This is a genomic window from Allomesorhizobium camelthorni (genome assembly GCF_011045125.1).
Lineage (GTDB): Bacteria > Pseudomonadota > Alphaproteobacteria > Rhizobiales > Rhizobiaceae > Allomesorhizobium > Allomesorhizobium camelthorni.
Window position 1 is genome coordinate 138,202 of record NZ_JAAKZF010000004.1, and the last position, 14,511, is coordinate 152,712.

At 63.6% G+C, this 14,511-nt stretch carries 10 protein-coding genes; 6 read left to right on the plus strand and 4 right to left on the minus strand.

Annotated features, from left to right (window positions below; translation table 11 throughout):
• Positions 1 to 186: 186 nt before the first annotated feature.
• The 4 genes from G6N73_RS05940 to G6N73_RS05955 all read right to left on the minus strand — a co-directional run bounded on the left by G6N73_RS05940 (position 187) and on the right by G6N73_RS05955 (position 5,707).
• On the minus strand, positions 187 to 1,311 hold the full coding sequence (locus G6N73_RS05940) for a sugar ABC transporter substrate-binding protein (RefSeq protein ID WP_165024689.1): 1,125 nt from the start codon (positions 1,309 to 1,311) through the stop codon (positions 187 to 189).
• Positions 1,312 to 1,550: 239 nt separating this feature from the next.
• Entirely contained in the window at positions 1,551 to 2,618 is a 1,068-nt protein-coding gene (gntR, locus tag G6N73_RS05945; RefSeq protein WP_206078684.1) for an HTH-type transcriptional regulator GntR, read from the minus strand.
• Between the two features lie 131 nt (positions 2,619 to 2,749).
• Entirely contained in the window at positions 2,750 to 4,885 is a 2,136-nt protein-coding gene (locus G6N73_RS05950) for a BTAD domain-containing putative transcriptional regulator (protein WP_165024691.1), read from the minus strand.
• 351 nt (positions 4,886 to 5,236) lie between these two features.
• Positions 5,237 to 5,707 carry an Lrp/AsnC family transcriptional regulator gene (locus tag G6N73_RS05955; RefSeq protein ID WP_165024693.1) on the minus strand — a complete coding sequence of 157 codons (471 nt, stop codon included), beginning with the start codon at positions 5,705 to 5,707 and terminating at the stop codon, positions 5,237 to 5,239.
• Between the two features lie 107 nt (positions 5,708 to 5,814).
• On the opposite strand from G6N73_RS05955, the gene G6N73_RS05960 reads away from it, so the two are divergent.
• From G6N73_RS05960 to G6N73_RS05985, 6 genes are all read left to right on the plus strand, one after another.
• Positions 5,815 to 7,287: an aminotransferase class V-fold PLP-dependent enzyme gene (locus G6N73_RS05960; RefSeq protein ID WP_165024695.1), complete on the plus strand. Its 1,473-nt coding sequence runs from the start codon at positions 5,815 to 5,817 to the stop codon at positions 7,285 to 7,287.
• Positions 7,288 to 7,307: 20 nt separating this feature from the next.
• Complete coding sequence (locus tag G6N73_RS05965; RefSeq protein WP_165024697.1) at positions 7,308 to 8,183, plus strand: MBL fold metallo-hydrolase; 876 nt, start codon at positions 7,308 to 7,310, stop codon at positions 8,181 to 8,183.
• A 152-nt stretch (positions 8,184 to 8,335) separates the two neighbouring features.
• The gene (gene ftsZ, locus G6N73_RS05970) at positions 8,336 to 9,376 is read left to right on the plus strand and encodes a cell division protein FtsZ (protein WP_165024700.1); all 1,041 of its coding nucleotides are present in this window, start codon (positions 8,336 to 8,338) and stop codon (positions 9,374 to 9,376) included.
• Between the two features lie 194 nt (positions 9,377 to 9,570).
• Positions 9,571 to 10,644, plus strand: coding sequence for a D-alanine--D-alanine ligase family protein (locus tag G6N73_RS05975; RefSeq protein ID WP_165024704.1), 1,074 nt, complete (start codon positions 9,571 to 9,573; stop codon positions 10,642 to 10,644).
• Positions 10,645 to 11,215: 571 nt separating this feature from the next.
• A complete protein-coding gene (locus G6N73_RS05980) occupies positions 11,216 to 13,165 on the plus strand; it encodes a PrkA family serine protein kinase (RefSeq protein WP_165024707.1) in 1,950 nt (649 codons plus the stop codon).
• A gap of 19 nt (positions 13,166 to 13,184) precedes the next feature.
• Positions 13,185 to 14,495 (plus strand): YeaH/YhbH family protein, encoded by a 1,311-nt coding sequence (locus G6N73_RS05985; protein ID WP_165024709.1) that lies wholly within the window; start codon positions 13,185 to 13,187, stop codon positions 14,493 to 14,495.
• Positions 14,496 to 14,511: the final 16 nt, after the last annotated feature.

Genomic DNA, 14,511 nt, shown 5'->3' on the forward strand with positions numbered 1-14,511 from the left:
CTCTCGATCGGTCGGAGCTGGATACTGACAAGTCGGCCCTGCCCCTCATCTGCCTGCCGGCATCTTCTCCCCGTAAGGACGGGGAGAAGAGATCTGGCCGCGACGCTGGCGAACCCCTCTCCCCGTCCTGAGCTTGTCGAAGGATAACGGGGAGAGGGGTAGGGTGAGGGGCAGCGCGAGCCTTGGTTACTGGTTCGCTTCCGACTGGCCCATGATCTCCTGCGCCGTAAAATTGATGCCGCAGGTCGGGAAGGAATTGCCGACGAAGAAATTGTCGGACTGGTCGGGGAAATAGTCCTCGTTCTCCTTGAAGTTCGGATCCTCGACGATCGCCAGCGGCAGCTTGACCGACTGGGGAACGACATTGCCCTCAAGTGCGGCGATGGCCGTCTTGATGGCGACGGCCACCTGCGCCGGTCCGGTGCCGGCCGAGGAGCATTTCAGGCCTTCGGCCGAGAATTTGGCGCAGAATTTGCGAAAGCCGTTCTCGGTCTCGGCGCCGATCGGAACCCAGGGATGCTTGGCGTCGATCATGGCCTGCACGACGCCGGTGTCGCCGCCCTGCGCGGTGATGCCGTCGAAGGTCTTGTGCACCGCGATGGCGTCGGCGGTCGCCTTCTGGGCGGTCGGGTCGTCCCACTTGCCGAGAACCTCGACCACTTCCCATTTCTTGCCGGACGCCGCGAAGGTCTCGTGGATGCCGTTGTGGCGATCGGTGTCGACCGACGTGCCGGCGACGCCGCGCACTTCGAGCACCTTGCCGCCTTCCGGCAGATGCTTGATCAACCAGTCCGCCCACAGTACGCCGAGGCCCTTCTGGTCGACATTGACGTTGATGGCATCTTCGGTGTCGAGGATGTTGTCGAAGGCAACAAGGATGACGCCGGCGTCCTTGGCGCGCTTGATGACGGGCGCGAAGGCTGTCGGGTTCTGGGCGTTGACGACGATCGCGTCATAGCCTGAGTCGATGAAGTTGTTGATCGCCGAGATCTGCGCCGGCACATCCTCACCAGTAGAGACGACCTTGAACTCCTTGAGCTTCGCCGCGACCTCCGGCTGCGCCGCATAGGCCTTGGCGGTCTGGATCATCTGGATGCGCCAGGTGTTGGCGATGTAGCCGTTGGCGAGCGCGATCCGGAACGGGCCTTCCTTCTTCGGATACTTGAAGAACTTGGTGTCGGCAGACCACGGCGCGAAGCATTCCGGCTCGGCGGACGGGCCGCTCACGATCTCCGGCTCGGCCATGGCCGTCGTGTTCAACATGACGAGTGCAGTGGCGGCAACGATGCCGCCAAGAACGGTTCTGATCATCGATATTCCTCCCAAATGCAGTTCCGGTTTGACTGTAGTCCCTGCGAACCCGGCCACCTGCAGCGGCTGCGCTCCCGTTCATCGGAAGCTCTCCTCCAGCCGGCTGCATTTGACCCGATTTATCCGACAATATCAATTTCACAAGCCGCGCGCCACGGTCGGAAGCCCGAGCTTGCAGTAATTATGGTAGCGCTACCATTACGGGCTGTAAAGTGGCTTTCCGCCACGTAAGATTTCAGTCAGCGGGCCCGTTTCGTGCTTTCGCGCGGCATCAGCTCGAAGCCGACATCGACCATCCGTTGCGGCGGCCTCTCGCCCGAAATCGCCGCACGGGCCATGCTCACAGCCCGCCTACCGATTTCGTAGCGGTGCGTCCTGACGCTGGTGATCGACGGAAACGCGGCCTGCATCATCTCGAGGTCGTTGAAGCCGGCAATGCCGATGGTTGAAGGCACAGCGAGCCCGACGCCGTGGCATTCGAAGAGCACGCCGAGGGCAAGGTCGTCATTGTTGCAGAAGACGGCGTCGAGCGCCGGCATCTTCGCCCGCGCCTCGCGAAGCAAATCGCGCCCGAGCGACACGCTGGAGGGCACGGTCGTGGTGGTGACGAGCCGCGGGTCGAATATGCCCGCCTCCTCCATCGCCGCCCTGTAGCCGGCCAGGCGGCGCTGCGAGCGCGGGTCCATCCGCGCGCCGATGAAACCGATATTGCGATAGCCGGCTTCGGCCAGATGACGGGCCGCCGCCCGGCCACCGTCGAAATGCGAAAACCCGATCATCATGTCCACCGGATCGGGGCCGGTCTCCATGATCTGGACGACCGGGCAGCCTGCGTTTTCGAGCAAAGCGCGGGCGGCCAGCGTCTGGTCGATGCCGGAGACGATCAGCGCGGAAGGCCGCTGGCTGAGGAACACCTGCAGCAGCCGCTCCTCTTCCAGCCCGGAATAATGCGTATTGCCGATCTGGACCTGGAGGTGGCTGTCGCCGAGGCCGTCATAAATGCCGCGAACCACTTCGGCGAACACATTGTTGGTGAGCGACGGCACCAGCACGCCGATGACGTCGGCGCGGGCGGAAGCCAGCGCGCGGGCGTTGCGGTCGGGCACGTAGCCTAGTTCCGCGATGGCGGCGGCGACCTGGCGGCGCAGTTCCGGCGAGACGCGTCCAGGCTCGCGCAACGCCCGCGAGACGGTGATGGCGCCAACGCCGGCGCGCAGCGCCACATCGGCAATGGTCGGGCGGCCGCCGCCACGGCGCGCGCGCGGCCTCACCAGTTCTGCGCCGGGCCCTCTCTCATCCTGTGGCATGCCTACTCCGCGACCAGCCAGCCGAGCCTGGCCGGCAAGAGCAATGGGGTCGCGCAGCGCCCGCTCTATGTCAAGCTGAAGCCGCCCGACCGCATACGGTCGGTTAGCGGCGGCACGCCTCGCGACCTTGGCTATTTCAACTCGGCGCCGCGCACGATGTCGCAAAACCTTGGGTTTTCGCGCAACGTATCGAAGCCCGGATCGGCTTTAAGCCAGGCCAGCAGCCGGAACCGGAACGCCGGCAGGGCCGAGAGCGAACGCTCCAGCCATTCGAGCGCCCGGTCGTGACGACCGAGAACGGCGTGCGTGCGGCTGACATTGTAGTGGACCAGGTGGTCGTCCGGCACGATGATGACGGCGCGTTCGGCCCATTCCTCTCCGCGTTCGGTCTCGCCCAACATCGCCAGGACATTGCTGCCGAAGGCCCAGGCGCCTGCATTGTCGGGATGGTCCTTGACCTCCTGCTCCACGCATCGAAGGCAGCGCGCCGCCGCGGAACGGAACGCCTCCATGCGGCCGAGAACCCTGCTCTCCTCCGCTAAAAGGCCGATCGAGCGGAAATCGTCGGGGCGCAGTTCGGCCGCCTTTTCAAAAAGCGCGACCGCTTCTTCATGATCTCCGCGCAGCCTGCAGCATCGCGCCTGGAAGAAATGCGCTTCGAAGAGCTTGGGGTCGAGCGCCATGGCGCGGTCGAATTCGACAGCCGCTTCGCCGTACCGGCCGACGCCGTAGAGGGCCAGGCCTTTCGCCGCATGCGCATCGGCGAGATCGGGCGCAAGCTCCAGCGCCCGCGCGCTGTTGACGAACATGCTTTCGGGAGTGGCGGAGGCGTCGCTCATCGAAAGGTAGTAGTCGCAGATCGCCACACTCGAATAGGTGCGTGCGTAGTGCGGATCGATTTCCATCGCCCTGGCGAAGAGGTCGCGCGCGACGCGCAGGCTGCTCCTGTTGAGGCCACGCAGATAAAAGGAGCGCCCGAGAAGATAGAATTTGTAGGCCTCCGGGCTCGCGGTCGGCCGCGTCGTCATGAGTTCCAGGTCGCCGGGCTGAAGCCTGACGCGCAGCACGTCGGCGAGGCTGCGCGCGATCTCGTCCTGCACGGAGAAGATATCGGCCATGTCGCGGTCATAGCGCTCGGCCCACAAATGCGCTCCGCTTTCGGCGTCGACCAGGAGCGCGCTGATGCGCACACGATCGCCGGATTTTCGGACGGATCCATCGAGGAGGTAGCGGGCATTGAGGGCGCGGGCCGCTTCGCGGGCGGAGGGCAGGTCCACGGCGCCGTGCGCCCGAAGGCTTGCAAGAACCGCCAGTCCCGAAATCTGCGACAGGTCGGTGATCACGTCCTCGGTCAACCCGGCCGCGAAATAATCCTGCTCGGGATCATGGCCGATATTGGCGAAGGGCAGCACGGCGATCGACGGTTTTGTCGCGCGTTCTGGTGCGCGCTCGGCCGGGCCGGCCACGGGCACGACGGTCCCCCGAATGGAATCATAGAGCGCCAAGGTCGCAGGCTCCGGACGCACATCAAGCGTCTCGCGCAGCCTTTGCCGCAGCGTCTCGAACAGTTTCAGCGCCTGGTTCCTTTGCCCGCGTTCCGCATGAATGCGCATCAGGGATCGGCAGGCGCCCTCGTGAAGGGGTTCGAGGGACATCAGGCGCTGCGCCGTGACGGCGGCCTGCTCCCTGCGACCGTCGGCGAACTGCCGGTCGAGCAGCGCAGCCATCGCGTCGGTCGCCTGATGCCGTAATCTTTGCCGCTCGATCAGCATCCAGTCCTCGAAGGCGGCGCTGCGGACATCGAGCCCCTCGAGAAAGTCGCCTCGATAAAGCGCAATCGCCTGCTCGATGTCTTCGGGCAGGTTGCTGGCCAACAGGTCGCAGAAGGCAACGGCATCGACCGTTACCGATGCGGGATCGAGGCTGAGGCTTTGCCGGTCCGTTCCGAGCGCGGCGACGCCGTCCAAGGCTTTGCGCAGGTGCCAGACCGCCTGCTTCAGGCTGTCGCGCGACTGGCGCTCGGGCACGTCTCCCCAAAGCAGCGCGGCCAGCTTGGCGCGCGGCGCCGGAACGCCCGGCGAGGCAGCGAGATAGGCGAGCAAGGCGCGGTCTTTCGCGCCGGGAAGATCGAGCGGGCCATCGTCGTCGCCGATCGTCAGGCTTCCGAGCAGGCCGATCTGGAGCACGGACCTCGGGCAGAGCGGCAGCGCAACGGCGTCAGCGCGGAAAAACGGCGCGTCCTCTCGAATTAACGATTCTTTTCCCATCGGCGCCACCGGAGGTTCACCCGCCCCGGGTACCCTTCGAGCAATTGGCTTGATCGAACTATGAAGCGATTCACATAGGGGGTCGCGATGCTGCGCTACTTCTTTCGAGGCTACGCCGATGTCGTTTACTTGGCAACGACGCATCGTTCGCCGCCAAGTATTAGGCCAGAAAACACGAAGCTCCGGCCAGAACATGCAGCAACAGAGAAGATAACCCGCGCGCAGCGGATGATAGAAAGCAGCCGAAAACTTCTATCGAAGTGCCGGCGCCTGGCGCCATGAGTTGGCGGAAGACAATCCGGCATCAGCGTCCACCAGGGATCGCGCGCTCCCCCTCGGATGGGCCGCCATTCATCGCAACCGGGTGAGATCGGCGGCCCTGTTCTCGACGATGGCTTCCATGGAAAAGAAGCCGGTCACCGTGGCGAGATCGAAATTGGTGATGAGCCGCTGATAAAAGGCGTCGTAGCCGGCCATGCCCCTGGTCACCACCTTGACGAGATAGTCCCAGTCGCCGCCGATCCGGTAGAAGTCTATGACTTCGGGCAGGCGTTCGACATGCTTGCGGAAACTGTCGGCCCACTCCTTCGAGTGATGGCGGGTGCGGATCATCACGAAAACGGTAAGATCGAGGCCAAGCGCCGCCAGATCGATATTGGTCCGCGAGCCGAGGACGAGGCCGCTGGCTTTCAGCCGCTGCAGCCTGCGCCAGCAGGCGTTTTGGGACAGGCCGACCCGATCCGCCAGATCCCGCTGCGAGAGGGTTGCGTCGTTTTGCAGGCAGGTCAGGATCTTCAGATCAAAGCTATCGATATTTTCCATTTTCTCGATCACCTGACACAAGCCTGTCGTCAAATCGCAGAATTTCGGTAAAGTTTCAACCCGTCTGTTGCGGTATTCTCACCGGCATAGCTCGCTGGAGGCTTGCCATGCATACGACACGACGCGAAACCGCCGCCGATCCGGGCCTGCTCCGGCAGTTCAGCGCCGGGCTTTCTTCGAGCGACGTGATCGAACGTCTGCGGGCCGGCCTGATCGGCAACGATGCCGAGATCGACGGGCCGTTCGGGCGCAAGCCGCTTGTCTACGCCGACTACGTGGCCTCCGGCCGGGCGCTGATGCAGGTCGAGGAGTTCGTGCTGGCAAAGGTCCTGCCCTTCTACGCCAACAGCCATACCGAGGCGTCGTACTGCGGCGGCTTCATGACCAGGCTGCGGCGCGAGGCCCGCGCCGCGATCGGCCAGTGCTGCGGCGCAACGGACGAGCACGCGGTGATCTTCGCGGGATCGGGAGCGACGGCCGGCCTCAACCGGCTGGTCTCGCTGCTTGGCGTCACGGAGGCCGTGGCTTCCGGCAGGCGGGCCCGCATCATCATCGGCCCCTACGAGCACCATTCCAACATATTGCCCTGGCGCGAGAGCGGCGCGGAAGTGATCGAGATCGCCGAAGATCCGTCCGGCGGCCCTGATCTCGATGCGCTCGACGCGGCGTTGCAGGGCGCCGGCGGCATCGGATGCGTGATCTGCGCCTTCTCCGCCGCATCCAACGTGACCGGGATCGTCACCGACGTCGCCGCGGTCACGCGCATGGTCAAGGCGGCGGGCGCCAGGATGGTCTGGGACTATGCCGGCGCCGGGCCATATCTGCCCATCGCCATGTCTCCGGCGGCGGACGCCGAGATCGACGCCATCGTGGTGTCGCCGCACAAATTCATCGGCGGTCCGGGGGCGTCGGGTGTGCTGATCGTGCGGCGCGACGCGGTGACGGCGACGAAGCCGTCCTGGCCCGGCGGCGGCACGGTGCGGTTCGTATCGCCCACCGGTCATGACTACAGCGACAGCCTCGAGGCGCGGGAGGAAGCCGGCACGCCCAATGTCGTGGGCGATATCCGCGCGGCACTGGCTTTCCTGGTCAAGGACGCCATCGGCGCGGACGCCATGCAAAGCCGCAACGCCGAACTCACCCGGCGCGCAGCGGCGGCATGGAGACAAGTGGAGCAGATCGAACTGCTCGGCTGCCAGGCAGCACTGAGGCTGCCGATCTTTTCCTTCAGGGTGCGGGACGGCAATGGCGGCTACGTTCATCAGCAACTGGTGACGCGCATGCTGAGCGACCGCTTCGGCATCCAGGCGCGGGGCGGCTGCGCATGCGCCGGCCCCTATGTGCACCGCCTGCTTTCGATAGATGAGGCCGAATCCGACCGGATGCGGCAGGCGATCATGGCCGGCGAGGAGATGAAGAAGCCGGGCTTCACCCGGCTCAATTTCAGCGTTCTCCTGGCAGACGACAAGGTGAGGTTCATCCTGGACTCCGTCGCCGAACTCGCCCGTGATGCGGGAGCGTTCACGGCGCGCTATGATGTCGACGCCGGCCGGGCGATCTTCTTTCCGCATGCGGCCTGACGGGGCAGAGGGGGTACTACATGCACAGACCAGATGTCGCCGGGTTCTACGATCCCCGCACCTACTCGATCCAGTACGTGGTCAGCGATCCGCGCACGCGCAAATGCGCTGTCATCGATCCCGTCCTCGACTTCGACGAGAAGTCAGGTTCGACGGCGACGCACAATGCGGACCGGCTGCTCGACTTCGTGCGGTCTCAGGACCTCGACCTGCAGTGGATCCTCGACACGCATCCGCATGCGGATCATTTCTCGGCGGCAAGCTATCTGAAGTCCAGGACCGGCGCCCCGACCGCCATCGGCGCGCATATCGTCGAGGTCCAGAGGCTCTGGGCGGGGATATACAACTGGCCGGAACTGCGCACCGACGGCTCGCAATGGGATCGGCTGTTCGCGAACGGCGAAACCTTCCGGATCGGCGACATCGACACGCGGGTCCTGCATTCGCCGGGCCATACGCTGGCCTCGATTACCTATGTCGCGGGCGACGCGGCCTTCATCCACGACACAATGTTCATGCCGGATAGCGGGACCGCGCGCGCCGATTTTCCCGGCGGCAGCGCAAGGGCGCTGTGGGCGAGCATACAGGACATCCTGGCGCTCGACGGCGAGACGCGGGTGTTCGTCGGCCATGACTACCCCGACGGGCGCGAGCCGCGCTGGGAAAGCACCGTCGCCGAAGAGAAGGCGCGGAACATCCACCTGACCCGCTACCCCTGCGAGGATGAATTCGTGGCGTTCCGCAACGAGCGCGACAGCACGCTGGCCATGCCGAGGCTGATCCTGCATGCCCTGCAGGTCAACATCAATGGCGGTCGCCTCCCCGAGCCCGAGGCGAACGGCAAGCGGTACCTGAAGTTTCCGATCGACGCGCTCTCCGGCGCCGCCTGGGGCTGACGCGAGCGCGCAACAGGCTGCGCGGCCCCGAATACTGAATCCGCTATCACGAAAAGGGCATGTTCGACCGAGAGGTTCTTGTGCCGGCTCGCGCGATCTGATTCTCTTGGGTTACTCCGATTCGGGCCGGGGCGCGCACAGGACCGGATGGCATGACGAACACCAACAAACCCGAATTCACCGAAATGAAGCCGAAGCTGACGGTCGTCGGGGTCGGCGGCGGGGGCGGCAACGCGGTCAACAACATGATCGCGGAAGGCCTGGAAGGCACGGAGTTCGTGGTCGCGAACACCGACGCCCAGGCGCTCACGATGTCGAAGGCGTCGAGGCTGATCCAGTTGGGCTCGCTCGTGACCGAAGGGCTGGGCGCCGGATCGCTGCCGGAGATCGGCCAGGCGGCCGCCGAAGAATCGATCGACGAGATCATGGACCAGCTTTCCGGCACCCATATGTGCTTCGTGACGGCCGGCATGGGCGGCGGCACCGGTACGGGCGCGGCGCCGGTGATCGCGAAGGCGGCGCGGGCGGCCGGCATCCTCACCGTGGCCGTCGTCACCAAGCCCTTCGTGTTCGAAGGCAAGCGCCGCATGCAGATGGCAGAACAGGGCATCGAGCTTCTGCGCGAATACGCCGATACGGTCATCGTCATCCCGAACCAGAACCTGTTCAGGGTCGCGACCGCCAGCACGACCTTCGAGAACGCCTTCGCCATTGCCGACAGGGTTCTCTTTTCCGGCGTCAGTTGCATAACCAACCTCATCGTCAAGGAAGGCCTCATCAATCTCGACTTCGCCGATGTGCGGACCGTGATGAAGGACATGGGGCGGGCGATGATGGGCACCGGCGTCGGCACCGGCGAGCACCGGGCGAAGAAAGCGGCCGAAGCCTCGATCGCAAATCCGTTGCTGGACGAAAAGTCGATGAAGGGCGCACGAGGCGTCCTGGTGTCGATGTCCGGCGGCTCTGATATGACGCTGTTTGAAGTCGACGAGGCCGCCACACGCATCCGCGAGGAGGTCGGCGACAATGCCGACATCATCATCGGCGCCATTTTCGACGACCAGCTCGAAGGGCAGTTCAAGGTGTCGGTGGTCGCCACCGGGCTGGAAGGAAGCGAAGCGGAGGCTGGAGCCGAGATGATCTTAAGATCCGGAAACGGTTCGGCCGAGGTTCCGGGCTATACGCTCCAGTAGGCCGGGTTTGCGGCCAAAGCCCTCAGAGTCTGTTTGGAAACTCTACTCTGGCGGTCATCTGCCGGCGTTTTCTGCGCTTCCGGTGCTCACCGACCCGAATGGTCGGATTTGCGGCCGGAGCCCTCAGCGGGTACAGCCTGTGGGTTCGCTGCCGGCTTCCAGGCCATTTAAACCGGATCATTTTGGAGCCTTTCATGGCCATTTGCTCGAACAGACTGCGCATCGCCGTGCTCTTTGGCGGACGCTCCGCCGAGCACGACGTTTCGGTGCTTTCGGCAACCAATGTGATGCGTGCGCTGGAGCCCGCGAAATACGACGCCGTTCCCGTCTTCATCACCCGCGAAGGACAATGGCTGCTGAGCAGCTTCGAGGACGGCGTGCTGGCGAAACCTTCGAGCGGCACGGAAGTCTGCCTCGTGCCGGGCGGACAGGGACGGATGATTGCGCTCCCGGCCGATGGCGCGCCCTACGAGCTGCCGAAGATCGAAATGCTCTTTCCGGTGCTGCACGGCCTGCATGGCGAGGACGGCGCGGTGCAGGGGCTCGCGGAAGTGGCGCGCGTACCGCTGGTGGGCTGCGGCATCCTCGGTTCCGCGGCTGCGCTCGACAAGGATATTGCCAAACGCCTGCTGAACGAGGCGGGGCTGCCTGTCGCGCGGTCCGTCACGATCCACCACGGCGCCGCACCGGCCTTTGCAGGGCTGCAGGGCGCGCTGGGGCTTCCGCTTTTCATCAAGCCCGCCCGGCAGGGCTCCTCTGTCGGCGTGAGCAAGGTTTCGACCGAAGCGGAATATGAGACAGCGCTTGCCGCAGGTTTCAGGCACGACCGCAAGCTTTTGGCCGAAGAATTCATCCGGGGCCGCGAGATCGAATGCAGCGTGCTGGAGGATACGGAAGGCGGCCTCTTCGTCTCGCGGCCGGGCGAGATCGTGCCGGCTGAGAGCCATGGCTTCTACAGCTACGACGCCAAATATATCGACGAGAACGGCGCGGCCCTGCAAGTGCCGGCAGAGCTACCGGAAGAGATCGAAGCCAGTATCCGCGCGACGGCGGCAAAGGCCTTCCGGGCGGTCGGCTGCGATGGCATGGCGCGCGTCGATTTCTTCGTGACGCCGGACCGCATCCTCATCAACGAGCTCAACACTATTCCCGGCTTCACCGATATCAGCATGTATTCCAAGGCAATGGCGGCAAGCGGCGTCAGCTATTCCGAGATCATCGATCGGCTGGTGGCGCACGGGCTGGCGCGCGCCAGCCGATCAGCTTGATGGGCCAGGGCTGACTGCCAGTCTCGCCTCACAGGCGGAACGGGGATCGGACCAGGCGGAGGCGTCGGCTGCGGCATCGGATCCGGCGCCGGATCGGGGCCTGGAAAGGGCTGCGGCGGAATCGGTTCCGGCGGAATCGGCTGCGGATGTTGCTGATTGGTTGCAGTAAACATTTTGTGTCCCCTTGAGCGCTTGCTCTAAGGTCCGTTTCAGGATCGTGTATCGTACCTCAACCATTCGGGCCGCTGCTTGTTCCAAGACATGAGGCAGCGTCCTGCTCATGTTCGACCGAGGCACGGCGCCAGCGCTTCAATGGCTAATAAATATCGCTGTCGGAAAATCGAGCCGCGTCCGAGAAAGCGCCATGTTTGTCAGGCATTCATAAAGATGGGCTGCAAGAGAGAGGTGCGACGCTTTAACCGGGCTTCAACCGGCGACTCATGATAACATCGGATCAGAGAGTCAGGCTCGCGAAACAGACTCTCCGGGATGTGAAGGAACCACAGGCCCATTCCGGAAGTTGAGTTACGCTGGCCGCAGGCAACCAGACCGGCCAATGCGCGAGGGTGTCATGCAAGGAAAAACATCCGACGTCTTCGACCTATTTTCGGAGATTTACACGGATACGGCTCGAGAGGAGATGAGCCTTCAGCAATATCTCCTCGCTTGTTGCGAGGACAGTTCGATGTATGCCTCCGCTCCCGAGCGGATGGTCGCGGCAATAGGCGAACCCAACCTGGTCGACACCAGCAAGGACGAACGGCTCGGCCGCATTTTCGCGAACAGGACGATCAAGATCTATCCTTCGTTTGCGGAATTCTACGGCATGGAAGACACGATCGAGCGTATCGTCGGCTATTTCCGCTATGCCTCCCAGGGGCTCGAGGAGCGCAAGCAGATCCTTTACCTTCTCGGTCCGGTCGGCGGCGGCAAGTCGTCGCTGGCGGAGCGGCTCAAGAAGCTGATGGAGGAGCGCCCGATCTACACGCTGAAGGTCGGCAACGAGGTCAGCCCGGTATTCGAATCGCCGCTCGGGCTCTTCAATCCGGATCGCATGGGCGATCTGCTGGAGGAAAAATACGGCATCGCGCGCCGCCGTCTGAACGGCCTGATTTCGCCCTGGGCGGCCAAGCGGCTCGATGAGTTGAACGGCGACATCTCCAAGTTCAGCGTCGTCAGGCTGACGCCTTCCCGGCTACGCCAGATCGGCATCGCCAAGACCGAGCCGGGCGACGAGAACAACCAGGACGTCTCCGCGCTGGTCGGCAAGGTCGACATCCGCAAGCTCGAGGATTTCAGCCAGTCCGATCCCGACGCCTACTCCTACAGCGGCGGCCTGAACCGGACGACGCAAGGCCTGCTGGAATTCGTCGAGATGTTCAAGGCGCCGATCAAGGTGCTGCACCCGCTGCTGACGGCAACCCAGGAAGGCAGCTACAACGGCACTGAAAGCTTCGGGGCCTTCCCATACCAGGGCATTGTTGTTGCCCATTCCAACGAGTCGGAATGGCTGCAGTTCAAGAACAACAAGAACAATGAGGCGTTCCTCGACCGCATATTGGTGGTCAAGGTTCCCTATTGCCTGCGGGTCACCGAAGAAAGGCAGATCTACGAAAAGCTGCTGCGCGAAAGCGAACTGGCCAGCAGCCCCTGCGCTCCCGAAGTGCTGGACATTTTGAGCCGGTTCACCGTCTCGACGCGCCTGGCCGAGCACGACAATTCGCCGCTTTATACCAAGATGAGGGTTTATGACGGCGAAAACCTGAAGGAAATCGACCCGAAGGCAAAGTCGGTGCAGGAATACCGCGACGCGGCGGGCGTCGACGAGGGCATGACCGGCGTCAGCACCCGCTTCGCCTTCAAGATCCTGTCACAGACGTTCAACTACGACACAGAGGAAGTGGCCGCCGATCCGGTGCACATGATGTACATATTGGAGCAGGCGATCAGGCGCGAGCAGTTCCCGAAGGAAACGGAATCCGACTATCTCGATTTCATCAAGTCGGAACTGGCCACGCGCTATGCCGAGTTCATCGGCCACGAGATCCAGAAGGCCTATCTGGAGTCCTACAGCGAATACGGCCAGAACCTGTTCGACCGTTATATCGCCTACGCCGACGCCTGGATCGAGGACCAGGATTACAAGGATCCCGACACCGGCCAAAATCTCAATCGCGAGGTGCTGGACAACGAGCTGTCGCAGATCGAAAAGCCGGCCGGCATCGCCAATCCCAAGGACTTCCGCAACGAGGTCGTGAAGTTCACGCTGCGCGCCAGGGCCCGCAATCATGGGCGCAACCCGGCATGGACGAGCTACGAAAAGCTGCGCGAAGTGATCGAGAAGCGGATGTTCGGGCAGGTCGAGGACCTGCTTCCCGTGATCAGCTTCGGCTCCAAGCAGGACAGCGTGACGGAGAAGCGGCATACTGAGTTCGTGCACCGGATGGTCGAGCGCGGCTACACCAGACGCCAGGTCCGTCGGCTGGTAGACTGGTACATGCGCGTCAACAAGGCGGGCTGAAGCCCGCCCGGGAAGCTTCATGCCGATCTTCATCGATCGCCGATTGAACCCGAAGGATAAGAGCCTTGGCAACCGCCAGCGCTTCCTGCGCCGTGCTCGCGAGGAGCTGAAGCGCAGCATCAGGGATCAGATCCGAACCGGCAAGATTTCCGACGTCGACGCCGAGCATGCGGTTTCGATGCCCGCAAGGGGCACCAGCGAACCGAGATTCGACGACGCGAAGGACAGCGGCCGGCGCCAGCACGTCCTGCCCGGCAACAAGCATTTTGCCCCCGGCGATCGTATCCCGAAGCCCAGCCAGGGCGGCGGGATCGGAAGCCGGCCCGGCAAGCGGGTTTCCGAAGACGATTTCCGTTTCGTGCTTTCGCGCGAAGAGGTGCTCGATCTCTTCTTCGAGGACCTCGAACTGCCCGACATGGTCAAGCTCAATCTCAAGGAGATCGTCGCGTTCAAGCCGCGCCGGGCTGGCTTTACCGTGACCGGATCTGCGACCAACATCAATGTCGGGCGCACGATGCGCCACAGCCATGGCCGCCGCATCGCGCTGAAGCGTCCCAAGCGGCAGGATGTGGAGGCGGTGAAGCAGGAGCTTGCGGCGCTGGAGGCGGCCCCGCCAAACCCGGCCGCAAGCCAGCGGATAGCCGAGTTGCGCGTGGAGTTGGAACGGCTGGAGCGCCGGCGCAGGCTGATCGCCTTTGTCGATCCGATCGACATCCGCTTCAACCGCTTCGACCCGCAACCGGTGCCGAACGCCAATGCGGTGATGTTCTGCCTCATGGACGTGTCCGGCTCCATGGGCGAGCGCGAGAAGGATCTGGCCAAGCGGTTCTTCGTGCTGCTCCATCTTTTCCTGAAGCGCCGCTACGACCGCACCGAAATCGTCTTCATCCGCCACACGCACGAGGCGCAGGAGGTGGACGAGGAAACCTTCTTCTACAGCACGCAAAGCGGCGGCACGATCGTATCCACCGCGCTCGAAGAAATGCGCCGCGTCATCGACGAGCGCTATCCCAGCAAAGAATGGAACATCTATGCCGCGCAAGCATCGGATGGCGACAATTCCGTCACCGATTCCGAGCGCTGTATTTCACTTCTCGACGGCGAGATCATGCGGCTGTGCCAGTATTTCGCCTATGTCGAGATCATCGACGAGCGCGAGAGCCACATATTCGGCTCGACGGACAACGGCACCTCGCTGTGGCAGGCCTACAGCACCGTCGACGACAATTGGCCGAACTTCCAGATGACCCGCATCGCAAAGGCCGCCGACATCTATCCGGTCTTCCGCCGGCTCTTCACCAAGCAACCCGCCCTTCAAAAGAGCGGATGAGAGCAAGGTCGATGCC

Coding starts and splice junctions, on each gene's coding strand:
- G6N73_RS05940 (WP_165024689.1), bottom strand. CDS start 1,311: ATGATCAGAACCGTTCTTGGCGGCATCGTTGCCGCCACTGCACTCGTC.
- gntR (WP_206078684.1), bottom strand. CDS start 2,618: ATGCCACAGGATGAGAGAGGGCCCGGCGCAGAACTGGTGAGGCCGCGC.
- G6N73_RS05950 (WP_165024691.1), bottom strand. CDS start 4,885: ATGGGAAAAGAATCGTTAATTCGAGAGGACGCGCCGTTTTTCCGCGCT.
- G6N73_RS05955 (WP_165024693.1), bottom strand. CDS start 5,707: ATGGAAAATATCGATAGCTTTGATCTGAAGATCCTGACCTGCCTGCAA.
- G6N73_RS05960 (WP_165024695.1), top strand. CDS start 5,815: ATGCATACGACACGACGCGAAACCGCCGCCGATCCGGGCCTGCTCCGG.
- G6N73_RS05965 (WP_165024697.1), top strand. CDS start 7,308: ATGCACAGACCAGATGTCGCCGGGTTCTACGATCCCCGCACCTACTCG.
- ftsZ (WP_165024700.1), top strand. CDS start 8,336: ATGACGAACACCAACAAACCCGAATTCACCGAAATGAAGCCGAAGCTG.
- G6N73_RS05975 (WP_165024704.1), top strand. CDS start 9,571: ATGGCCATTTGCTCGAACAGACTGCGCATCGCCGTGCTCTTTGGCGGA.
- G6N73_RS05980 (WP_165024707.1), top strand. CDS start 11,216: ATGCAAGGAAAAACATCCGACGTCTTCGACCTATTTTCGGAGATTTAC.
- G6N73_RS05985 (WP_165024709.1), top strand. CDS start 13,185: ATGCCGATCTTCATCGATCGCCGATTGAACCCGAAGGATAAGAGCCTT.